This is a genomic window from Candidatus Palauibacter irciniicola (genome assembly GCF_965208695.1).
In the GTDB taxonomy this organism is placed as follows: Bacteria; Gemmatimonadota; Gemmatimonadetes; order Palauibacterales; family Palauibacteraceae; genus Palauibacter; species Palauibacter irciniicola.
Window position 1 is genome coordinate 3,026,751 of the sequence record NZ_OZ242352.1, and the last position, 20,183, is coordinate 3,046,933.

General features: G+C 70.8%; 19 protein-coding genes. 12 read left to right on the forward strand and 7 right to left on the reverse strand.

Annotated elements, in window-relative coordinates; translation table 11 throughout:
- Positions 1 to 16: 16 nt before the first annotated feature.
- The 3 genes from ACOGI9_RS13130 to ACOGI9_RS13140 are packed head-to-tail and all read left to right on the forward strand — an operon-like array spanning position 17 to position 2,954.
- A complete protein-coding gene (locus ACOGI9_RS13130) occupies positions 17 to 1,252 on the forward strand; it encodes a M24 family metallopeptidase (RefSeq protein WP_419857562.1) in 1,236 nt (411 codons plus the stop codon).
- On the forward strand, positions 1,249 to 2,286 hold the full coding sequence (locus tag ACOGI9_RS13135; protein WP_419857563.1) for a dipeptide epimerase: 1,038 nt from the start codon (positions 1,249 to 1,251) through the stop codon (positions 2,284 to 2,286). The genes ACOGI9_RS13130 and ACOGI9_RS13135 overlap by 4 nt, the downstream gene beginning before the upstream one ends.
- Before the next feature lie 23 nt (positions 2,287 to 2,309).
- Positions 2,310 to 2,954, forward strand: a complete 645-nt coding sequence (locus ACOGI9_RS13140) for a phosphoribosylanthranilate isomerase (protein ID WP_419859299.1) — start codon at positions 2,310 to 2,312, stop codon at positions 2,952 to 2,954.
- Here the strand turns inward: ACOGI9_RS13140 and ACOGI9_RS13145 are convergent.
- On the reverse strand, positions 2,951 to 4,237 hold the full coding sequence (locus ACOGI9_RS13145; protein WP_419857564.1) for a hypothetical protein: 1,287 nt from the start codon (positions 4,235 to 4,237) through the stop codon (positions 2,951 to 2,953). The genes ACOGI9_RS13140 and ACOGI9_RS13145 overlap by 4 nt on opposite strands.
- Before the next feature lie 106 nt (positions 4,238 to 4,343).
- Entirely contained in the window at positions 4,344 to 6,653 is a 2,310-nt protein-coding gene (priA, locus tag ACOGI9_RS13150; protein ID WP_419857565.1) for a replication restart helicase PriA, read from the reverse strand.
- 108 nt (positions 6,654 to 6,761) lie between these two features.
- On the opposite strand from priA, the gene ACOGI9_RS13155 reads away from it, so the two are divergent.
- Positions 6,762 to 7,274 (forward strand): HNH endonuclease, encoded by a 513-nt coding sequence (locus tag ACOGI9_RS13155; RefSeq protein WP_419857566.1) that lies wholly within the window; start codon positions 6,762 to 6,764, stop codon positions 7,272 to 7,274.
- Between the two features lie 33 nt (positions 7,275 to 7,307).
- The gene (gene tatA, locus ACOGI9_RS13160) at positions 7,308 to 7,877 is read left to right on the forward strand and encodes a twin-arginine translocase TatA/TatE family subunit (RefSeq protein ID WP_419857567.1); all 570 of its coding nucleotides are present in this window, start codon (positions 7,308 to 7,310) and stop codon (positions 7,875 to 7,877) included.
- Here tatA and ACOGI9_RS13165 read toward each other — a convergent pair.
- Entirely contained in the window at positions 7,780 to 9,381 is a 1,602-nt protein-coding gene (locus tag ACOGI9_RS13165; RefSeq protein ID WP_419857568.1) for a hypothetical protein, read from the reverse strand. The genes tatA and ACOGI9_RS13165 overlap by 98 nt on opposite strands.
- 118 nt (positions 9,382 to 9,499) lie before the next feature.
- Here ACOGI9_RS13165 and ACOGI9_RS13170 point away from each other — a divergent pair, with 118 nt between their 5' ends.
- The 5 genes from ACOGI9_RS13170 (at position 9,500) to ACOGI9_RS13190 (ending at position 13,633) form a co-directional block, all read left to right on the forward strand.
- Entirely contained in the window at positions 9,500 to 10,051 is a 552-nt protein-coding gene (locus ACOGI9_RS13170) for a (2Fe-2S)-binding protein (RefSeq protein ID WP_419857569.1), read from the forward strand.
- Entirely contained in the window at positions 10,048 to 10,617 is a 570-nt protein-coding gene (locus ACOGI9_RS13175; RefSeq protein ID WP_419857570.1) for a RidA family protein, read from the forward strand. The genes ACOGI9_RS13170 and ACOGI9_RS13175 overlap by 4 nt, the downstream gene beginning before the upstream one ends.
- 16 nt (positions 10,618 to 10,633) lie before the next feature.
- Positions 10,634 to 12,103 carry a serine hydrolase domain-containing protein gene (locus ACOGI9_RS13180; protein ID WP_419857571.1) on the forward strand — a complete coding sequence of 490 codons (1,470 nt, stop codon included), beginning with the start codon at positions 10,634 to 10,636 and terminating at the stop codon, positions 12,101 to 12,103.
- Between the two features lie 85 nt (positions 12,104 to 12,188).
- Positions 12,189 to 12,836 (forward strand): type IV toxin-antitoxin system AbiEi family antitoxin domain-containing protein, encoded by a 648-nt coding sequence (locus ACOGI9_RS13185; RefSeq protein WP_419857572.1) that lies wholly within the window; start codon positions 12,189 to 12,191, stop codon positions 12,834 to 12,836.
- Complete coding sequence (locus ACOGI9_RS13190; protein ID WP_419857573.1) at positions 12,833 to 13,633, forward strand: nucleotidyl transferase AbiEii/AbiGii toxin family protein; 801 nt, start codon at positions 12,833 to 12,835, stop codon at positions 13,631 to 13,633. Before ACOGI9_RS13185 ends, ACOGI9_RS13190 begins: the two co-directional genes overlap by 4 nt.
- Positions 13,634 to 13,671: 38 nt before the next feature.
- On the opposite strand, the gene ACOGI9_RS13195 is transcribed toward ACOGI9_RS13190, so the two are convergent.
- Positions 13,672 to 14,229 carry an OmpH family outer membrane protein gene (locus ACOGI9_RS13195; protein WP_419857574.1) on the reverse strand — a complete coding sequence of 186 codons (558 nt, stop codon included), beginning with the start codon at positions 14,227 to 14,229 and terminating at the stop codon, positions 13,672 to 13,674.
- Between the two features lie 111 nt (positions 14,230 to 14,340).
- Here ACOGI9_RS13195 and ACOGI9_RS13200 point away from each other — a divergent pair, with 111 nt between their 5' ends.
- Positions 14,341 to 15,909, forward strand: coding sequence for an N-acyl-D-amino-acid deacylase family protein (locus ACOGI9_RS13200; RefSeq protein WP_419857575.1), 1,569 nt, complete (start codon positions 14,341 to 14,343; stop codon positions 15,907 to 15,909).
- A gap of 21 nt (positions 15,910 to 15,930) precedes the next feature.
- On the opposite strand, the gene queF is transcribed toward ACOGI9_RS13200, so the two are convergent.
- Genes queF through ACOGI9_RS13215 form a run of 3 tightly spaced genes read right to left on the reverse strand, consistent with a single transcriptional unit; the run spans position 15,931 to position 18,688 of the window.
- Complete coding sequence (queF, locus tag ACOGI9_RS13205) at positions 15,931 to 16,335, reverse strand: preQ(1) synthase (RefSeq protein WP_419857576.1); 405 nt, start codon at positions 16,333 to 16,335, stop codon at positions 15,931 to 15,933.
- Positions 16,332 to 17,564: a dicarboxylate/amino acid:cation symporter gene (locus tag ACOGI9_RS13210; RefSeq protein ID WP_419857577.1), complete on the reverse strand. Its 1,233-nt coding sequence runs from the start codon at positions 17,562 to 17,564 to the stop codon at positions 16,332 to 16,334. Before ACOGI9_RS13210 ends, queF begins: the two co-directional genes overlap by 4 nt.
- Positions 17,561 to 18,688, reverse strand: a complete 1,128-nt coding sequence (locus tag ACOGI9_RS13215) for a hypothetical protein (RefSeq protein ID WP_419857578.1) — start codon at positions 18,686 to 18,688, stop codon at positions 17,561 to 17,563. Before ACOGI9_RS13215 ends, ACOGI9_RS13210 begins: the two co-directional genes overlap by 4 nt.
- A 121-nt stretch (positions 18,689 to 18,809) precedes the next feature.
- On the opposite strand from ACOGI9_RS13215, the gene ACOGI9_RS13220 reads away from it, so the two are divergent.
- Positions 18,810 to 20,174, forward strand: coding sequence for a sodium-dependent transporter (locus tag ACOGI9_RS13220; RefSeq protein ID WP_419857579.1), 1,365 nt, complete (start codon positions 18,810 to 18,812; stop codon positions 20,172 to 20,174).
- Positions 20,175 to 20,183 lie beyond the last annotated feature (9 nt).

The window sequence follows — 20,183 nt, forward strand, 5'->3', positions numbered from 1 at the left end:
GAACAGGAGCCCGGCCTTGCCCGACCTTGATGCCCCCTTCCTGGAGACCGCCTCCAGCGAACTCGAACGACAGGAAATCGACGCCTGGCTGCTGTACGACTTCCGGGCCCTCAATCCGCTCGCGGCGCACCTCGTCGGGCTGCCCGAAGGCCAGAAACGCCGGTACTTCGTCCTCATCGAACCGGGTCGGACGCCGCACGCGCTCGTCCAGAAGATCGAAGTGTCCGGATGGGACGGCTGGCCGCACCGGCTCACGAGCTACGTCGGCTGGGACGAGATGGAGACGGCGCTGCGCGAGATGCTGCGGGGCATGGATACGGTCGCGATGGAGGTGAGCCCCCGGGACTCGATTCCGTACGTGGACCACGTCCCTGCCGGCGTCGTCGAACTGGTGGAATCGCTCGGGCCGCGGGTCGTCAGTTCGGTGGACCTGATCTCCGGGACGGCGGCCCAGTGGGGCGCGCACGGGCACGCCCTGCACCACGCGGCGGCCGAAATCCTGGCCCGCACGGCGCGGACGGCGTTCGAGTTGGCGGCGGCCGCGGCGGGGTTGGCGCCCGAGCCGGATCCCGCGACGGCCGCCGCCTTCGACACCTCCGGCGAGCCGACCCCCGTCACGGAGCACGACCTCGCCGAATGGATCCGGGCGCGGCTGCGCGCCGAAGGCCTGACGGAAACGGACACGATCGTCGCGGTGGGTCCCAACGCCGCAAAACCGCACTACGAACCCCGCGCCGAGGGATCGTCGGCCCTCGCGGCGGACCAGGTGTTCATGGTGGACCTGTGGGGGCGCGTGGCGGGGGAGCCCGACGCGGTCTTCGCCGACCAGACGTGGATGGGTTTTCTCGGTCCGGAGCCGCCCGCCGAAGTGACCGCCGCCTGGGATGCGGTCGTCGCGGCCCGCGACGCGGCGGTGGAAGTCATCCGGCAGGACCCGGGCGCCACCGGAGCGGACGCGGATCGCGCGGCCCGGGATACGCTGATCGCGCGCGGCTATGAGGACGCCATCTTCCATCGCACCGGGCACGGGATCGACCGCGAACTCCACGGCGTCGGCCCCACCCTCGACAGCATCGAGATGCGGGATGACCGGCGGCTAGTGGCGGGTGTCGGCTTCTCCGTCGAGCCCGGCGTCTACCTGGAGGGACGCTTCGGCCACCGGACGGAAATCGATGTCTACATGCGCGAGGACGGGCCCGAAGTCACTCCGTCCCGCATCCAGTACAGTCTCTGGCGGACGGCCGGGAAATGAGAATCTCGTGGGAGCCGTTCCACGTCGAGACGGCGCACCCCTTCGGCATCAGCCGCGGCGTGAAGACGGGCGACGACCTGGTGTGGGTGCGGCTGGAGCACGAGGGGATCGAGGGCTGGGGCGAGGCGGATCCGTCCGGGTACTACGGAGAGACCGCGGACACGGTGGAGGCCGCGCTGAGAAAGCTGGCCCCCCGCATCGAGGAGGTGGAGGATCCCTTCCGGCTCGAGAACATCGAGCGGGACCTCGCAAGCCTCCTCGGCCGCAACGGGTCGGCCCGCTGCGCCATCTCGTCGGCGCTCCACGACTGGGTCGGAAAGCGCGCGGGACTTCCGCTCTGGAAGCTGTGGGGCCTGGATCCGGCCGACGCGCCGCTCAGCTCGTTCACGATCGGCATCGACGCTCCGGACGTCATGGCCCGGAAGACGCGCGAGGCCGAGGCGTGGCCCATCCTCAAGATCAAGCTCGGGAGCGACGACGACGAAGCGCGGCTGAGCGCCGTCCGGGGCGCGGCGCCCGACAAGGTCCTGCGCGTGGACGCGAACGCGGCCTGGACGCCCGCGGAAGCCGTCGAGGGGATCGCGATGTGCGCCGAGTACGGGGTGGAGTTCGTGGAGCAGCCGCTCCCGCCGGCCGAGAACGACGAGCTGGCCTTCGTCCGCTCGCGCGCGGTTCTCCCCATCGTCGTGGACGAGTCGAGCATCGTGGCGACCGACATCCCGCGACTCGACGGCCTCGTCGACGGCATCAACATCAAGCTCGCCAAGTGCGGAGGTCCGCGAGAAGCGCTCCGCATGATCCACACCGCGCGCGCGTGCGGCCTCTCCGTCATGCTCGGGTGCATGCTCGAGACGAGCCTCGGGATCGCGCCGGCGGCGCACCTGGCCTCGCTCGTGGACTACGCGGACCTGGATGGCGCCGCGCTCCTCCGTACCGATCCGTTCACGGGCCCGCACCTCGAGGAGGGTCGGATCGTCCTGCCCGACGGTCCGGGACTCGGCGTCGAGCGCGCGGCCACGGGGGCGCCCGCCTGAACGATCGAAGGCCCGCGGTCAAGATCTGCTGCATCGAGAGCCGCGAGGAGGCCGCGCTCGCCGCCCGCTGCGGGGCGACGGCGATCGGGCTCGTTTCGGCGATGCCGAGCGGGCCGGGGGTCATCGACGAGGCCACGATCCGCCGCATCGTGGCCGCGGCCCCGCGCGGCGTCGCGACGTTCCTGCTCACGTCGCGGACGGACCCCGAGGAGATCGAGGCCCAGCAGCGCCGGACCCGGGCCGACACGCTCCAGCTCGTGGACCGGCTCGCGCCCGACGCGCTCCGCAGCCTGCGCCGCCGGCTGCCGGGCGTCTCGCTCGTTCAGGTCGTCCACGTCCGGGGAGAGCACTCGGTGGAGGAGGCCGTCGCGGTGGCGCCGCTCGTCGACGCGGTCCTGCTCGACTCGGGCAACCCGGACCTCCCCGTGCGGCAACTCGGGGGCACGGGTCGCGTCCACGACTGGAGCCACAGCCGCGCCATCGTCGAGCGGGCCGGCTGCCCCGTCTACCTCGCGGGCGGCCTCAGGCCGGGCAACCTGGCCGCGGCCCTGGGCGCGGTCCGTCCCTTCGGCGTGGATGTCTGCTCGGGGGTGAGAACGGACGGACGCCTCGACGAAGAGCGGCTGCGACGCTTCATGCGCGCGGCGAGAGGCAGCGGGAATAACTAGCCAGTCACCAGGGCGCCGCGCCGACAGGCGAGCGCGAGTTCCTCCGTTTCCGAGGCCTCGCACGCCTCGCGCCGCGCGGCTTCGTCCGCGTAGAGCGAGTACAGCGCCTCTCCCATCGCTTCGTGACACTGGCGCTTGGCCCGGTCTTCGATGGTGTGGCAGAAGGAGAATCCGGCTTCGGTCGTCGCGGTGACGTCCACGAAGTTTCTGACGACGCCCACGTAGCACCACTCGCGGTACTCCTCCGGCGACTTCCGGCACTCGCGGCGCGCATCGTCCTCGTCCTGCAGCGTGCGGCCGCTGATGTCGCGGCCGAGGCTCACGAAGCAGTCGTCTCGCCAGGCGTCGGGCGCATCGACACAGGCGGCGGCCGCGTCCCCGATGTCCCCGTCGTTGTGCCAGAGCATGGCGGAAGTCTGCATCTGGTAACAGGAGGTCAGGTACTTCTCGTCCAGAATCGAGCAGGGATAGTGCGGGTCGTCGGCGCGCAGCGGCTCGAAGGGTTCGACGACGTCCGCCATCGCCATCGCCCCGTGGACGTGCGCGCCCGCGCCGTGGTCCGGGGCCTCGGCCCCTTCGCCCGCTCCGTCCTCCGCGGCGGTCCCGTCGGACACCAGTTCGGCGGCCGGATGATGAGGCGCGACCGCGTTGACCACGTTCTCCATGAACGCCCCGCCGTAGCAGGAGTTCCGGTTCCATCCGGTCGTCAGCAGGTCGCAGCCCTCGAGCGCCATGAGAAGGTGGTGGCCGTAGTACATCGTGAGACCGTGTCCGAGCCCGTGCAGGCACTGGAAGAGCAGCCAGCGGTCGGCGGGGTCCGCTTCATAGGGCGCGCAGAGCCCGGCGACCATCTCCGCGTTCGGTTCGCCCATCGCGATGAAATAGGCCTGGACGACGCCGTGGTAGCACCCGGACTGGAAGACCTCCGTGCACTCCTCGAAGACATCGGTGAAGGTCTCTCCGGGCCCGTAGGCGTTGATGCCGATCGCATGAGTGAGGACGTGGGCCTGTGCCTGAGCTGTCCTGTCCGCGGCGGCCAGCGACTCGAGCATCTCCAGCGCCGCGCCCGCCCCGGCCGCGCCGAGCTCGTCGAGAAGCCGTGCTTCATAGCACCCCTGCTTCTCCTCCCACGCCAACTCGCGGCACGCCTCGAACGCGGCCGCCGCCTCGGCCGAAGCGATCGGAGGCAGCGATGGCCTCCCGCAGGCCGCCGCCGCGATCCCGATCGCCATGACGACCCACGGCCCGCGGTAAAACGGACGGCCCCGAACGTGACGACTCATTCCCTCTCCCTCGCTTCGCACCGACGGACAACGGGCTGGAACCCGAGGCACAACCTGACGGAGCGCGATCCTCCCAACAAGCGAAGCGGGAAGCTCGATGGCCCCGTCACAGCAGCGCCTCGGGATCGCGGTCGATCTCGAGGCGGAGGCCCGAACCGGGCTGGCCTCGCTCCTCTCCGAGAAAGCGCAGGACGCCGCCGAGCGTCGCGGCGCGCTCCGCCTTGATCAGGAAGTGCCACCTCCACCGCTCGCGGAGTCGGTCGATCGGGCAGGGGGCCGGTCCGATGACCTCGATCCCGGCGAGACGGCGATCTCGAATCAGCCGCCGCGTCCACTCGGACAGTTCTTCGGCGACGTCGATCACGCGGGACTCCGTCTTCCCGGAGATGACGAGGTTCGCGAGCCGGCGGTGCGGCGGATAGCCGGGTTCCTCCCGGTCCCCGAGTTCCCGGTCCGCGAAACCGACATAGTCGTGCTCCGCGGCCGCGGCGAGCGCGTAGTGCCGCGGGCGCGAGGTCTGGACGAGCACCTCGCCCGGCTCCTCGCCCCTCCCCGCACGTCCGGCGACCTGCTCCAGGAGTTGGAAGGTGCGTTCGCTGGCGCGGAAGTCCGGAAGATGGAGACCGACATCCGCGTTGATCACTCCCACGAGCGTGACCTGCGGGAAGTCGAGGCCCTTGGCGATCATCTGCGTGCCGAGCAGGATGTCGACCTCCTGTCTGCGGAACGCCTCCAGGATCTCGACGTGCGCCCACTTGGAGCCCGTGGTGTCGAGGTCCATGCGGGCGATGCCGGCTTCGGGAAAAAGCTCGCCCACGCGGCGTTCGACCTGTTCGGTGCCGATGCCGGCGTAGCGCGGCGCCGGGCCGCCGCACTCGCCGCACCCGGACGGTGGCGGGCTCGTCGCGCCGCAGTGATGACACACGAGTTGCCTGCGCCGGCGATGATACGTCAGGGTCACGGAACAGGCGTCGCAACTCCACACGTGACCGCAGGCCGCGCACTCCGCGAAGGAGGCGTATCCGCGGCGGTTGAGGAAGAGGATCGTCTGCTCGCCCCGTTCCAGACGCGTGGCGATCGCCTCCCGCAACCGTTTGGAGAAGACTCGCGGTCCGCCGCCCGGAGGGGGGTCCTCCGCGTCCCCCCCCGGACCCTCGCCGGCATCGGCGCGCAGGTCGACGAGTTCCACCGCAGGGAGCCCGTGGCCCGTCACCCGTTCGTCGAGTTCGAGCAGGCGGTAGCGCCCGGTCCGCGCATTCTCCCAGCTCTCGAGGGCCGGCGTCGCGGACCCGAGCACACACAGAGCCCCTTCCAGGCGCGCGCGCAGGATCGCGACGGAACGGGCGTGGTAGCGCGGGACGTCCGACTGCTTGTAGCTGCTCTCGTGCTCTTCGTCGACGATGATCGCGCCCAGATTCCGGACCGGCGCGAACACGGCCGACCGCGGGCCGATCGCGATCCGCTTCCTTCCCTCGCGGAGGCTTCGCCAGGCGTCGAAACGTTCCCCGGTCGAGAGCCCCGAATGCAGCACCGTGACCTCGTCGCCGAAGCGGGCCCGGAAGCGCTGCACCGTCTGGGGGGTGAGCGCGATCTCGGGCACGAGGACGATGCCGGAGCGGCCCAGTGCGAGTTGACGCTCCAGCACCTCGAGGTAGACGGCGGTCTTGCCCGAGCCCGTCACGCCGCGCAGGAGCGCGACGCGCCCCGGCGCGTCGAGGCGCTCGAGGTCGCCCACGACGCGAGCCTGGTCCGGCGTCAGCGTGAACCGGGCCTCCGGCTCGACGGGGCCGGCGAACGGATCCCGCTCCACCTCGCGCTCGAAGAACTCCGCCAGCCGCCGCTCCACGAGTCCGTCGAGCACGCCCCGGCTGAAGCCGAGTTGCTTCACCAGGTGCCCGACGCTCGCCTGCCCGCCGACCGATTCGAGCGTCTCGTACAACTCGCGCTGCCGCCTGGCCCGCCCGAAGGCGAGGTCGCGTTCGCTCAGCGTTCGCAGTTCGCGCACGAGCCGCAGCACGCGTTCGGTGCGCGGTCTTCCGGGACTCCCGCCCCCGCCGGCCCGGGACCCGAGCGCCCCCGGGGGGAGGGCCGCTCTCAGGACCACGCCGAGGGGCGCCACGTAGTAGTCCGAGATCCAGCGGCAGAGATCGAGGAGAGGCGGGTCGATCAGCGGCGCTTCGTCGAGCACGCCACGCAGCTCCCGCAATCGCGGTTTACGTCCCCGGTCGGCCCTCAGCCCGAGGCGGTCCACGATGCCGACCGCCGTCCCGCCGCCGAGCGGGACGCGAACGCGCATGCCCGGCTCCACGGCGCCGACGAGCGAGGCGGGGATCGAGTACGCGAGCGTGCCGAGGAACGTCCGCGCGACGGCGACCTCGCACACGCCGCCGGAGCCCGCCTCCCGCGGCGCCGTCACGCGGGGGCCTTCGCTTGACACGTCGCAGCCGGATTGCTTGTTTTCCGCACCGCATCCAATGGGGGGTCGCTCATGGGCTGTCTGGCCCTGAACGCTTCATACGAGCCGTTGACGATCATTCCGGTCCGGCGCGCCGTTCGCCTGCTCATCGACCGGAAGGCCGACGCGCTGGAGGTGGATTCGGCACGTCCCATCCGATCCGAGCGCGTACGGATGGATACGCCCGTCGTCATCCGCCTCGTCCGGTTCATCCAGATCCCCCGCCGTTTCCGCCGCCAGGTCACGAACACCTTCCTGTTCGCGCGCGACGCCTATCGCTGTCAGTACTGCGGCCGTCACCGGCGGGAGCTGGGATATCGCGAGTCGCTCACCCGCGATCACGTGACTCCGATCTCGCGTGGCGGAGACAACGGGTGGTCGAACGTGGTCACGGCCTGCAGCAAGTGCAACCTGAAGAAGGCGGACCGTCTGCTGGCCGAATGCGGGTTCTCGCTCCCGGTGGAACCCCGCGAACCCAACCACGTCGAGTTGATCTGGGCCGTCCGCCGGGTCACGCCGGTGCAGGCGCGGTACATCGGCATGTTCTATGGCGAGGACGTGCTGCAGGCGCTGACGCCCTGAGTTCGCCCCGGACGGCCGGTTGATCGCACCGTCATGAATATGACCGGGTTCGGAATCGGCGAGATCCTCCTCATTGCGATGCTCGTGCTCATCGTGTTCGGGCCCCGCCGCCTCCCGGAGATCACCCGCACTATCGGCAAGGGGATCCGCGAGTTCCGGAAGGGGATGAACGAGATCCAGCGCGAACTCGAGGCCGCCGGGCGGGAGACGCAGTGGAAGTCGCCGCCCGCCCCTCCGAAACCGCCGACCGCGAGCCGCGCGACGATCGCCGGAACCGCGACCGCCACTGCGGCCGGAACCGCCGCGGCCGCCGGAGCGTCCACCGCCGACGCGGACGAGACAGGGGACGAAGAAGACGCCCCCGAAGCGGTTGCGGAGCCGGTCGTCGAGGAACAGGAGCCGCCCACGCCGCGCGATGAGGTGGATCCGGCTCAGGAGTTCATCGATCCCTGGTCCACGGATTCCTCGCGTCCGACGTTCGGCCCCAAACCCCCCTCGGAGCCCGTCATCGCCCCGCCGACGACGGAGCCCGCGCCGACGGTCGATTCGGCCGAACCGACTGAGCCGACGGAAGGGGAGGATCCGGCGACGGACGCTCGATGAGAGCGCGGTAACGGCGGTTATCCCCTTCCAGCGCCCGCAGCAACTCGACCGCCGAGGGCGCGCCGGTTTCGGGCAGGTCCGGGAACCCGAGGCCCTCGATGCGCGCCCGCGGCGGCTGCGAATCGGTGCCGGCGGTCCCGCGGAACTCGACTTCCAGCCGGCGGCCGCGCTCGCACGGGTCGCACAGCAGGCGGTCCTCCGCCGTGGATCCGTCGACGGTCCACGATCCCTCCTCACCTCGGAGCGTGAAGCCGGCGAGGACGTCCGGAACCCGCAACCTGCCGCGCCACACGCCGTCCGTCCCGGCCTCGAGCGCCAGATCCAGCGCGCCGTGGAGCGCCCTCAGCACCGGCGCCGCCGGCATGCGCCCCTCGCCCTCTCCGTCTCCACCGTCCCATCGGAACTCGCCCTTCATGCCGTCGTCGCGCAGCGCGGCCTCACGGAGCTTCCGGAAGGGGAGAACGCCCTCGAAGGAGACGGGCACGCCCGGCTCGAGGTCGCTGGACGCGGCGACGAACGACTCGTCCGCGAGACGCAGCTCCGCGGAGCCCTGTCTCGGCGCCGGGGCGCGGGGCTCCGGCCGGCCCAGCAGCTGCGCGACCATCCGCGCCCGCATTCCCTCCGGGTCGGTGGGACCGGTCTCGTCATCTCCCTCACCCGCCTCGCCCGCTTCGCCCGGGGCGCCGCCGCTCCGGGGGGGAAGGTCGAAGGGGTTCCGGAATCCGACCGGCGGACGCTGGATCCCCGGAGCGCCGGCGCCGTCCATGCCGGCTGCGAATTCGCGACCCCAGCTCGCGAGTTCGTAGCGGATGGCGGCCTGCAGATCGTCGTCGTCCGGGCGCCAGGCGAGCCCCGCGATGCGGGGGGTGGAGACCGTCACGACGCCCGCGGGCCAGGCCGGCCGCACGCCGGGAGGTCGGGAGGCCTGCACGGTCAACCGGTCGCCGGAGCGGTCGTCGCGGCGCGCCCGCACGTTCGGACCCGTGTCCGGGGAGAGCCGCGCGGAGAGGGTGCGCTCACATCCGGGTTCGCCGTCGAGCACGACGAGGAGCGTGTTCCAACCCGCCGCCAGCCGCACTTCGTGCGCGGTTCCGGAGTCCGCGATGGACTGCGCGTTCAGCCACGCCTCGATCCGCGTGCAGGGCTCGACGCCCAGTTCGAGCCGCACGCTCGCGTCCGCCGGTGACTTCAGGTACACGTGGGCGAGCGTCGCCTGTCCGCCTTCCGAGAACTCCGAGAAATCCAGCGTCGCCTGTCCGTCGCGGCGAAAGAGCGACCACGTGCCCGCGGCGGTTTCGAGGTTCCGGTCCGGGAACCGGTCCGGCCCGGCCACGGGAAGCGGGTGGTCGCCCGCTACGTGCTCCGCGCCCGTGACCAGCCATCGGTCCACCGGGACCTCCTGCGCCCACGCGGCTTCGGGGGCGAGCGCGTACACTCCCGAAGCGGAGAGCAGGAGCGAAAGCAGAGTTCGTCGAAGCGGGCGATGCATCGTGCGTTCCCTCATGTGGCGGTATACACGGGCGGACTCTCTCCAGACGGTTGAACATGGGGCTTTCGTCACACGATGCGCACCCGGACCTCGCTCGCGAACCTCGCCGGCCGCCCGATTTCGGTTGCCGCCCGTGAGCGCCCCGAACAACTTGGTCATCATGCACAAGGTGGTGGAACTGCGGGTAAACGGAGACCGGCGCCGGGTCGGAGTACCGTCCCACTACACCCTCCTCGAGACCCTCCGCTACGCGCTGGGCCTCACCGGATCGAAGCAGGGGTGCGACAAGGGGGACTGCGGGGCGTGCACGGTGCTCCGCGATGGCGAGGCGGTGCTCTCCTGCATCATGCCGGTGCACGAGGCCACGGGTCACGAGATCACGACCGTCGAAGGGCTCGCGGACGCGTCCGGCCCCCACCCGCTCCAGGACGCCTTCGATCTCACGGGAGGGGCGCAATGCGGCTTCTGCACACCGGGCATCCTCTGCTCGGCCCACGGACTGCTGGCCCGCGATCCGGACCCCGCTCGCGAGGACGTCGCGCGGGCGCTCTCCGGCAATCTCTGCCGCTGCACGGGCTATACGAAGATCTTCGAGGCTGTGGACATCGCGGCCGAAGCGATCCGCACCGGCGAGACCCCCGAGGCGATCGTCTCCCGGCGGCGCGATCCGGCGGGGACCGCATGACTTCGCCCTCGTCGCGATCCGGGCACGCGCCGCGCCCCGTCGTCGGCGTGCTCGCGGGATTCCTCGTCCTCCTGCCCCTGGCCAGCGGAGCCGCCGCCCAGACTCCGGAAGAGCGCCTCGCGGAACTCGGGATCGAACTCCCGACTCCGGATGCGCCGACCGCCAACTTCGTGAAGGCCGTGACGACCGGGAATCTCGTCTTCCTCGCCGGTCACGGTCCCTGCGGCGGCCTCGACGAGAGCAACACGGGGAAGGTCGGTCTCGATCACACCGTCGAGGAAGGCTACGAGATCGCCCGCTGGGTCGGCGTCTGCCTCCTCGCGTCGCTCGCGCGGGAAATCGGCGACCTCTCCCGCGTGAAGCGCATCGTGCGCGTATTCGGGATGGTGAACACGCCTCCCGACTTCACGCAGCACTCGCAGGTCATCAACGGCTGCTCCGACCTCATGGAGCAGGTGTTCGGCCCCGCGATCTCGAAGCACGCCCGCGCGGCCGTGGGGATGGCGTCGCTTCCGCGCGACCAGTCGGTCGAGATCGAGATGCTGGTCGAACTCCACGATCCCTGATCGCACGGCCACCCGCATGCGTCCGGTAGCCCCCGCCGCCTTCCTCCCGCTCGTCGCCGTCGCCCTGCTCGCCGGGTGCGGAGGCGCCGGAGATCCGGCTCCGTCTTCCGACCTCGCGCGCGGGATCGACGCCGTGTTCGCCGACCTGGACCGCCCGGGCTCGCCGGGCGCCGCCGTCTCGGTCATCCGCGACGGCGAGATCATTCACTCGCGCGGCTACGGCTACGCGCAGATCGAGCATGGCGTCCCCGTCACCCCCAGTACGGTCTTCCACGTTGCCTCCGTGTCGAAGCAGTTCACGGCCATGGCGGTGACGATGCTCGCGGCCGAGGGGGCGCTCTCGCTGGACGACCGCGTGCAGGCGCACCTCGGGTTCGTCCCCGAGTTCGAGCACCCGGTCACCGTCCGCCAGATGATCCACCACACGAGCGGGATCCGGGACCAGTGGCAGCTTCTCGGGATCTCCGGCTGGCGCCTCGACGACGTGATCACGACCGAGCAGATCCTCGGCCTCATGTCGCGCCAGCGGGAACTCAACTTCGTGCCCGGCTCGGAGTACCTCTACTCCAACATGGGCTACACGCTCCTGGGGCAGACGGCGGCGGCGGTCAGCGGGATGTCCTTCCCCGAGTTCACCGCCGCGAGGATCTTCCGGCCGCTCGGCATGGACCGAACCCACTTCCACGATGACCATGAGCACATCGTTCCCGGTCGCGCCTACTCCTACCGGCCCGCGCCCAGGGACGAAGACGGCGCGGAGTACACGAAGGCGGTTCTCAGCTACGCGAACGCGGGGGCGACGAGCCTCTTCACGACGGCGGACGACCTCGCCCGCTGGCTCGACAACTTCCGGCACGAGACGGTCGGCGGGCCGGAGGTGATGGAGATGATGACGAGGCGCGGGGTCCTGAACAGCGGCGATACGATCCCCTACGCGCACGGCCTCAGCATCGGCGACCACCGGGGCCTGCGCACGGTGGGGCACGGGGGCGCCGACGCGGGGTTCCGGACGCAGGCGATTTGGTATCCCGAGGCGAACGTCGGGGTCGTCGTCCTCACGAACGTCGCCAACGGCAACCCGGGCGGCCGGGCGCGGCAGGTGGCGGAAGTCGTCCTCGCCGAGGTCTTCCCCGAGGCGGCTCCGGAGGAGGAAGAGGATGCGCCGTCTCCGGCCGCCGATTCCGTCCCGTTGCCGACCCCCGACCGGGCGACGCTGGCCGCGTACGCGGGCAGCTACTACAGCCCTGAAGTCGACGCGCTATATCACCTGGAGGCGACGGACGAAGGACTGGTCGCGCGCCACATACGGCACGGCGACATCGCCCTCGAGCCGCGCGCCCGCGACGAATTCGCCACGGACCGCTGGTTCATGCGCGAGGTGCGCTTCGAACGCGCGCCGGACGGCTCCGTCCCGGCGATGCGCGTAGGCGGCGGCCGGGTCCGGAACCTGCTCTTCATCAAGCTGACCCGCCCCCTCCCCCGGTAGACGACTCCTTCTTCCGGCTTCCAGGCCGGGTTGCGGGACAGTCATATTCATTGCGTGTACTTGCTGATTACCGCACATTTACTGCATGAAGTTTGCAGAACTGCTGGAAATCGTCGCGGATGAGCCCGTGTTCGAGACCGGGTTCCTCCGCAGCGGGCGGGCTCCGGAGCCCGGTCTGGAGGCGCAGCTCAGCCGTTGGTGCGCCGCCGGCAAGCTGCTGCGGCTCCGGCGCGGGTTGTTCGCGCTGGCGCCTCCGTACCGGAAGGTGAAGCCGCATCCCTTCCTCGTCGCCAACCGGCTCTCGCCCGGCTCGTACGTGAGCGGGCTGTCGGCGCTCGCCTTCGCGAACGCGATCCCGGAATACGTCCCGGAGGTCACCAGCTGCGGTCCCGCGCGTCCCCACGTGAGGGAGACGCCGCTGGGGCGGTTCTCGTTCCGCTACGTCAAGCCGGCGCTGCGAACGGGCTATCGACTCGTGGGTCTGGTCGACGGACAGAGCGCGTTCGTCGCCCGCCCCGAGAAGGCCTTCCTCGATTTGGCGCATCTGCAGCCGGGCGGCGATGCCCCGGCCTGGATCGACGAGTTGCGTCTGGACTTCGAGGAACTCTCGCCCGCGCACCTGCGAGCGGCGGCGGCCGCCACCGGGAGTCCGAAGCTGGCCCGCGCGGCGGCCCACGTCATCCGCCGCGCGAGCGATCCCGCTTCGGCGTACGAACCTCTGCCCGTCCCGTGAAGGACCATCTCCGGGAGTTGATCCGGGGTCTCGATCCGCACGCCGGACGCAACGCGATGCGGGAGTACCTGCAGGCTCGAATCCTGGAGGGTCTGCAGAGGGCCGGCGCCATGTCGCCGCTGGCGTTCCAGGGCGGGACGGCGCTGCGCTTCCTTTACAGGCTGCCGAGATACTCCGAGGATCTCGACTTCGCCCTCGAGGGGCCGCGCGAGCGCTACGATCCGCGCCGCTGGCTGACATCCATCACGGCGCAGTTCCGGCGAGAGGGCTACGGCGCGACGGCTTCGCTGCGCGATGACGGCGCCGTCCACGCCGGATGGTTCCGTTTCAAGGGACTCCCCCACGAGCTCGGCCTGTCGAGCCACCGCGACGAAACGCTCCGGATCAAGCTCGAGGCCGACACCCGCCCGCCCGCGGGCGCCGTGACCGAGACGCGCCTTGTACGGCGACACGTGTCACTGCGGATCCATCACCACGACCGGGCGTCGCTGCTGGCCGGCAAGCTGCACGCCGTGCTCCACCGACCGTGGCTGAAGGGGAGGGACATCTACGATCTCGTCTGGTACCTGAGCGATCCCGCGTGGCCACACCCGAACCTGGATCTCCTGAACGCGGCCCGCCGCCAGACGGACCCCGCTGCGCCGGCGCTCACGGAGGACACGTGGCGCCAGGCCGTCGCGGCGAGGGTTGCGGGCGTGGAGTGGAAAGCGGTCGAGGCGGACGTCCGCCCCTTCCTTGAGAGCGGCGACGTGCCCGCACGGGCCGACCTGCTGGGCATGCTGCGTCCCGAGGGCTGACCGGCGAGGCCCACCCGGCGTCGCAGGCCGGACGCGGGTTATGAACCGCCGGGGGGCTCCGCGGCGAGGCGGTCGATGACGAGGGGGGTGATGTCGACGCGTTCGCTGAACAGGATGATGATGGGGCTCGTCGCGTTCAGGATCAGGTCGTACCCCAGCTCCGCCTGGATCGCCTCGATCACCGGCGCGAGTTCCGCGCGGATCCGCTCGCGTCCGTCGTTCTGCAGCGCGGTGGCTTCCTCCTGCTTGTCCTGCTGGTAGCGCTGGAAGGCCGTCAGCGCGTCCTGATACTCGCGTTCGAGCACCCGCTGCTCATCGACCGTCAGGCTGTCGGCCTCGGCCACGCGTAGCTCGATCGCGCGCACTGCCTCCTGGCGCACCTGTAGCTCGGCGGCGAGTTCCTGCTGGAAGTCCGTCAGTTGCTGCGCGAGCGCCTGACCCGCCGGCGAGCCGAACGCGGCGGCGTCCAGATCGATGACGCCGATGCTGAGCGGCGTGTCGGCGGCCTGGCCCTCGGCCTGTCCCGCCAGCGTCGCCGGCGCCAGCGCCAGGAGCAGGGCGGCGGACGAAAGCGGAAGACGTGCGTATCTTTTCATCGTTGTCCCTCTATTGGAACCTGCCGACGTCCGAGCCGGTCCAATCATGGGGACCGCGCCCGGGTACATCGTCACGGGTTGATCGTCACGGAAACACGAAAGTAACGCGATATGTCCGAACGAACGAAACGCGCACGCCACGGCGGGCGCAGCGTCCGCCTCCTGTCGGTGCTGATCCCGGGGATCGCGGTCGGCGCCGGCGCTCCGGAACGGGTCGCCGCGCAGGCGGCCGTGGGCGCGACGGAAGAACCGGCCACCGTCCTGTTCACGAACGCGACGCTCGTCGACGGGACGGGGGCGCCCGGCTACGTCGGCGACCTGCTCATCGAGGGCGGAACCATCGCGGCGCTCGGCGCCCCGGGCTCCATCGAGGCTCCGCCCGATGCGGAACGGCGCGACCTCACGGGTCTCGTCCTCGCCCCGGGCTTCATCGACATCCACAACCACTCCACGACCCGCCTGTTCGACTTCCCGCTGGCCACGACCCAGCTCGCGCAGGGGATCACGACGATCGTGGTCGGGGCGGACGGCTCCTCGCCGTGGCCGATCTCCGACTACCTCGGGCGCATCGACGAACTCCGGCCCACGGTGGATGTCGCGACGCTCGTCGGACACGGGACCGTGCGCAGTCTCGTGATGGATGAGGATTTTCGGCGCACCGCCACCGACGCCGAGATCGCGGACATGACGGTGCGCGTCGAGCGCGGGATGACCGAGGGCGCGTTCGGCCTCTCGAGCGGCCTCGAGTACGACCCCGGCTTCTATTCCTCCACGGGGGAGTTGATCGCCCTCGCGCGGGCCTCCGCCGGCCACGGCGGTTTCTACATGACCCACATGCGCGACGAGGAGGAGGGGCTCCTGGAGGCGGTCGACGAGGCCATCCGCATCGGGCGCGAAGCGGGCCTCCCCGTGCAGATCTCGCACATCAAGGCGGGCAACGCCTCCGTGTGGGGAAGGGCGCCCGAGGTGCTGGAGCGGATCCGGCGGGCCAACGAGGCGGGGCTCGACGTGACGGCGGACCAGTACCCCTACCAGGCCTGGCAATCCGGGCTCGCGATCGTCGTCCGTTCGAGGATGTTCTCGAACCCCGATTCCGTGGCGAAGGGGATCGCCGCGGCGGGCGGCGGGAACCGGCTGCAGATCGTCGCCTTCTGGTCCGAGCCCGAACTGAACGGACTGCGGCTCGACGAGATCGCCCGGCGCAGGGGGATGACGGAGGTCGAGGCCTACATGTGGATCATGGAGAACGGGGGCTCGGGGCTCATCGGCCACACGATGAACGAGGGGGACGTCGACGCGTTCATGGCCTCGGAGTGGGTGATGACGTCGAGCGACGGCGGGGTGCGGAGCGCGCACCCGCGCGGGGCGGGCACCTTCCCGCGCGTGCTGGGCCACTACGTGCGGGAGCGCGGCATCCTGACGCTGGAGCGGGCGGTGCGGCGCGCGACCTCGATGCCGGCGCGGCGGCTCGGGCTGGACGACCGGGGCGTGCTGCGCGCCGGGGCCCGGGCGGACCTCGTGATCTTCGACCCGGAGCGCGTGGTGGACCGGTCGACGTTCGACAACGGGACCCGGCAGGCGGAGGGCGTGGAGAGCGTGTGGCTCGGCGGCGTGGAGACCTGGTCCGCCGGCGAGCCGACCGGCGCCCGCCCCGGCCGCGCGATCCGCCGGGCGCCCTAGCTCGCGGAGAGGGCGGAAGCTTCAGTCGGCGGCAGCCTCCCCGCGCTCCGCCGTCGCGACGATTTCGATGCCGCCGCGCACGTTCTGTTCCACCTCGACGCGCACCCGGCGCGGCGCCACGGCGTAGACCACGTCGTCGGCGATCCGGGCCGCGAGCGTCTCGCAGAACTCGCCCTCGTCCCGGAAGGACCACAGGTAGAACTTGAGCGCCTTCGACTCCAGGCAGCGGTCGCGCGGCTCGTAGTCGATCGTCACCCGCCCGAAGTCCGGCTGGCCCGTCTTCGGGCACAGCGACGTGAACTCCAGTGCCCGCAGCCGGACGCGCTGGACGTCCGCCGCCGGGATCGCCTCCGCGCGCAGCGTCTCGCGTCCCTCTTCCGGGTCCCGGGGCCGCGGCAGCGGACCCGCGGCGGGGAGTCTCGTCATCCGTCCTCCGTCCCTTCGTCCACCTCTTCATCGTTCTGCGTCATCGCATCGACGGTCGTGGCGGCGGCCATGTGGCCGATGACGTTCGTCGCCGAGCGGAAGACATCGGGCACGCGGTCGATCCCGAGCAGGATCCCGAGTCCGGCCAGCGGCACCCCCACCACGTCGAGCGCGGGCACCATCGACACGATGCTCGCGCTCGGTACCGGCGCCACCGTCATGGCGGCGAGGAAGATCGCGAGGACCGCCGCCGCGATCAGCCCCGCATCGAGCGGGACCCCGTACATCGCGGCGAGGAAGACCAGCGAGGCGCTCTGGAAGAGGGCGCTCCCCGGCCGGTTGATCGAGGCCGCCAGCGGCAGGATGAGCCGGTAGCGGTCCTGCCGGAGCCCGAGCTTCTCCGCCTCCTGCAGCATCATCGGCAGCGTGCCCACCGACGTCGTCGTGGTGAAGCCCACCGTGTACGTCCCCACCGTGCCGCGGATGAAGCGCCCCGCCCGCATGCCGCCCACGAAGCGGACGATCGGAAGAAGGATGAGACCCTTCAGGATGAAGAGGCCCACGACGACCGCCAGGATGAAGACGGCGAGGTTCTGGAGCAGTGCCAGCCCCGTGCGCGCCACCACCGGCGCCGCGAGGCCGAACACGCCCACGGGCGCCGTCCACAGAACCCAGTTCATCAGCTTGATGAGGGCATCGCCCACCGACTCCGCGAAGGACGTGAGCGTCTCCCGCTTCCCGGCCGGCAGCGTCGTCGTGGCCGCCGCGAGAAGGACGGTGAAGATGAGGATCGAGAGCAGCGATCCGTCCGCCGCCGCCTGTATCGGGTTCCTCGGCACGAGGTTCACGAGGAAGTCGATCACGCCCGGGTTCGCCGTGTTCAGTTCCGTCGTCGGAGTCGGGGGCGGCACCGGCGCCGTGAAGGTGAGCGCGAGACCCATCACGCCCATCCCGATGAGGATCGCCGGCAGCGTCGTGACCCAGAAGAAGCCGACGGAGAGGCCGCCGATCCGCCCCAGTTTGCGCAGGTTCCCGATCCGCCCCACGCCGACGAACACGACCGCGGCCACGAGCGGGATCACGACCATCTGGATCGCGCGCAGGAAGACCTGTCCGAGCGGCGCGGCGGCCTCGGCCGCCCGCATGAGCGCCGGCGACCCGGTGGCGGAGGCGGCGACCCCGAGCCCCAGCCCGAGTACGAGGCCGATGAGAATGGCTCGAGTGTTCACGTCCCCTCGCTTCCTTCGGATGTCCCGCCGGTTCCCGTTGCTCCCCGCTTACGGAACGCGAGCCACGCGCCGATGGTGAGGACGGGCAGGACGTAGTAGACGATGAACCCCCAGGTGATCGTCCCGTACCCCTGCCGGATGAGGTCGATGAGGCCGAGAGGCGTGAGGGACAGCGCGACCCCGAGGAAGACCGCCGCGACCACCGGCCTCGCCCAGCTCGGCATTCCCGCGCCCCGCTCGCGCCGCGTGACGGCGAGCCGCTCGTTCACCGCGTGGATCATCCCCGTCCCGGTCTCGATCAGGGTGCCGAAGAGGATGATCGCGTACGCGACCTGGAACGTCGTCGACCCGAGCGCTTCGAGGATGAAGTTCGAGGGGTTGGCCGCGTCGACGATCGCGGGGTAGTGCGGCACCATCGCGAGGTAGAAGAAGAAGGCCGGCAGCATCCCGATGACGCCGGCGAGCAGGCCGGCCCACACGGCCTGCTTGCGGGTCCGGATGTGGCGCACGGTGAACAGCGCCACGGCGGCCGCCGAGAGGTTGTAGCCGCCGTACTGGACCCCCTTCACGAGCCAGTCGCTGTCGAGGCTGCTGGCGGCAAAGCTCGGGCCCAGCGTGGACCCGAAGCGCACCAGCGACCACACGACGAGCGCTACGAACACTGCGTAGAGCGCGAATGACCAGCCGGCGAAGAAGCGCTCGATCGCCACGCTGCCGTAGAAGAGGAGCAGCGCGACCGCCCCCAACGCCACGATGACGCCCAGCGCGTACGGGAGGCCGAACGTCTCGTTCGCAATCGTGCCCGCCGCCGCCCCGATGACGGCCAGTACGAGGAGCGTCAGCAGCACGTACGTGACCTCGAACAGGACCCAGGACGGACCGAGCAGCCGCTTGAAGAAGTTGCGGTACTCGTAGCTGCGGGACTGCCGCGCGAGTTCGAACGTGACGGCGCACACCGCGCTCCAGATGGCGGTCGAGAGCGCCATCGCCCACAGGCCGGGCGTGGGGCCGATGGAGAGGAAGAACTCGACGTTCTCCCGCCCCGTGCCGTATCCGCCGGCGATGACGGCCGACTGGAAGACGAGCCCCGGCAGCAGATAGCGGCGGAACCAGGGAGCTTTCACGCTGGCGTCCCTTTCTCTCGGCCGGCCCCTGCCCCAAGGTTTCGCCCGTCAGCGAGGGGCGAGCCGACCGGGGCGCCGGTTGCCGGCGGCCACATGCGACCCGCCAAGCTAGAGGCCGGGGATGGAACGAGACAGACGCGAGACGTTCGGCTCCCGCTTCGGGCTCGTGGCCACGATGATCGGCGTCGCCGTCGGTCTCGGGAACGTGTGGCGCTTCCCGTACATGGTCGGTGAGTTCGGCGGGGCGCCCTTCGTGGCCTTCTACGTGCTGGCCGTGGTGCTGATCGGCGTTCCCGCGCTCATGGCGGAATGGACCCTGGGCCGGCACACCCGCCGCGGCCCGGTCGGCGCGTTCGAATCGGCCGGCCTCCCCTTCGGCCGCGCCCTCGGCTGGGTCTTCTTCGTCGGCGTCACCGCCGCCACCGGCTACTACTCGAACGCGCTCGGCTGGGTGCTGTACCACGCCCTGGCCGGGCTGCTCGCCGGCATCGGGGTCGAGATCGACGCCGCCGCGATCCTGCCGCCGGACGAGGGGTTCTCCCTCCGTTCCTTCCTCCTGCAGTGCGCCTGCACCGGCGTGGTCCTCCTCACCTGCGCCGCGGTGCTGCGGCGCGGCCTCCGGGGCGGGATCGAGAAGGCGAGCCGCCTCATCGTTCCGGCGCTCCTCGCGGGACTCGTCATCCTCATCGCCCGCTCGCTCACGCTTCCCGGGGCGGGAGAGGGTCTCCGCTGGTACCTCGGCGCCTTCGATCCCGGCGCGCTCACGCCGCCCGTCATGCTCGGGGCGCTGGGCCAGGCGATCTTCAGCCTGTCGCTCGGCGGAACGTTCATGGTCGTGTACGGCTCCTACCTGAACCGCAACGACCCCCTGCGCGGCAACGCGGTCTTCACCGCGGGCGGCGACCTCTGCGCCGGACTCCTGGCGGGGCTCGTCATCTTCCCCGCCGTGTTCGCGTTCGGACTCGAACCGGCGAGCGGTCCCGGTCTCCTCTTCGTCACGCTGCCCGAAGTGTTCGGACAGATTCCGGCCGGGGCCGTGTTCGGGACGCTCTTCTTCCTGGCGCTGTTCGGGGGCGCCTACCTGTCGGACGTGGCGGCGCTGGAGGTACTGGTGGCCGGAGTCACCGACAACACCGGGATCCCCCGCTCGCGCGCCGTCACCCTGACGACCGTGGTCGTATTCGCGTTCGCGCTGCCCCCGATGATCAACATGAACGTGTTCACGCCGTGGGATCTGACCTTCGGATCGGGTTTCCAGACCCTCGGCGCGCTGCTCTCGGTCGTCGCCGTGGGGTGGGCTCTGGACCGCTCCGAGGTGCTGCGACAACTGGCGGCGGGCGAGAATGGGCCCCGCGGGCGGCGCGTGCCCACCCTCTGGCTCTACTACTGGCTCCGTTTCGTCATCCCCGCCGCGATCCTCGCCGTCGGCGCCTGGTGGCTGCTGCGGGACGTGCTGGGCGTGACCATCGGGGCTTCCTCAACGTAGTAAAGGGTT

Excerpts from the sequence above, each read along its gene's own strand:
- ACOGI9_RS13145 (WP_419857564.1), bottom strand. The coding sequence starts at position 4,237 with ATGAGTCGTCACGTTCGGGGCCGTCCGTTTTACCGCGGGCCGTGGGTC.
- ACOGI9_RS13200 (WP_419857575.1), top strand. The coding sequence starts at position 14,341 with ATGTCCGAACGAACGAAACGCGCACGCCACGGCGGGCGCAGCGTCCGC.
- ACOGI9_RS13180 (WP_419857571.1), top strand. The coding sequence starts at position 10,634 with ATGCGTCCGGTAGCCCCCGCCGCCTTCCTCCCGCTCGTCGCCGTCGCC.
- tatA (WP_419857567.1), top strand. The coding sequence starts at position 7,308 with ATGAATATGACCGGGTTCGGAATCGGCGAGATCCTCCTCATTGCGATG.
- queF (WP_419857576.1), bottom strand. The coding sequence starts at position 16,335 with ATGACGAGACTCCCCGCCGCGGGTCCGCTGCCGCGGCCCCGGGACCCG.
- ACOGI9_RS13135 (WP_419857563.1), top strand. The coding sequence starts at position 1,249 with ATGAGAATCTCGTGGGAGCCGTTCCACGTCGAGACGGCGCACCCCTTC.
- ACOGI9_RS13165 (WP_419857568.1), bottom strand. The coding sequence starts at position 9,381 with ATGAGGGAACGCACGATGCATCGCCCGCTTCGACGAACTCTGCTTTCG.
- ACOGI9_RS13185 (WP_419857572.1), top strand. The coding sequence starts at position 12,189 with ATGAAGTTTGCAGAACTGCTGGAAATCGTCGCGGATGAGCCCGTGTTC.
- ACOGI9_RS13195 (WP_419857574.1), bottom strand. The coding sequence starts at position 14,229 with ATGAAAAGATACGCACGTCTTCCGCTTTCGTCCGCCGCCCTGCTCCTG.
- ACOGI9_RS13220 (WP_419857579.1), top strand. The coding sequence starts at position 18,810 with ATGGAACGAGACAGACGCGAGACGTTCGGCTCCCGCTTCGGGCTCGTG.
- ACOGI9_RS13175 (WP_419857570.1), top strand. The coding sequence starts at position 10,048 with ATGACTTCGCCCTCGTCGCGATCCGGGCACGCGCCGCGCCCCGTCGTC.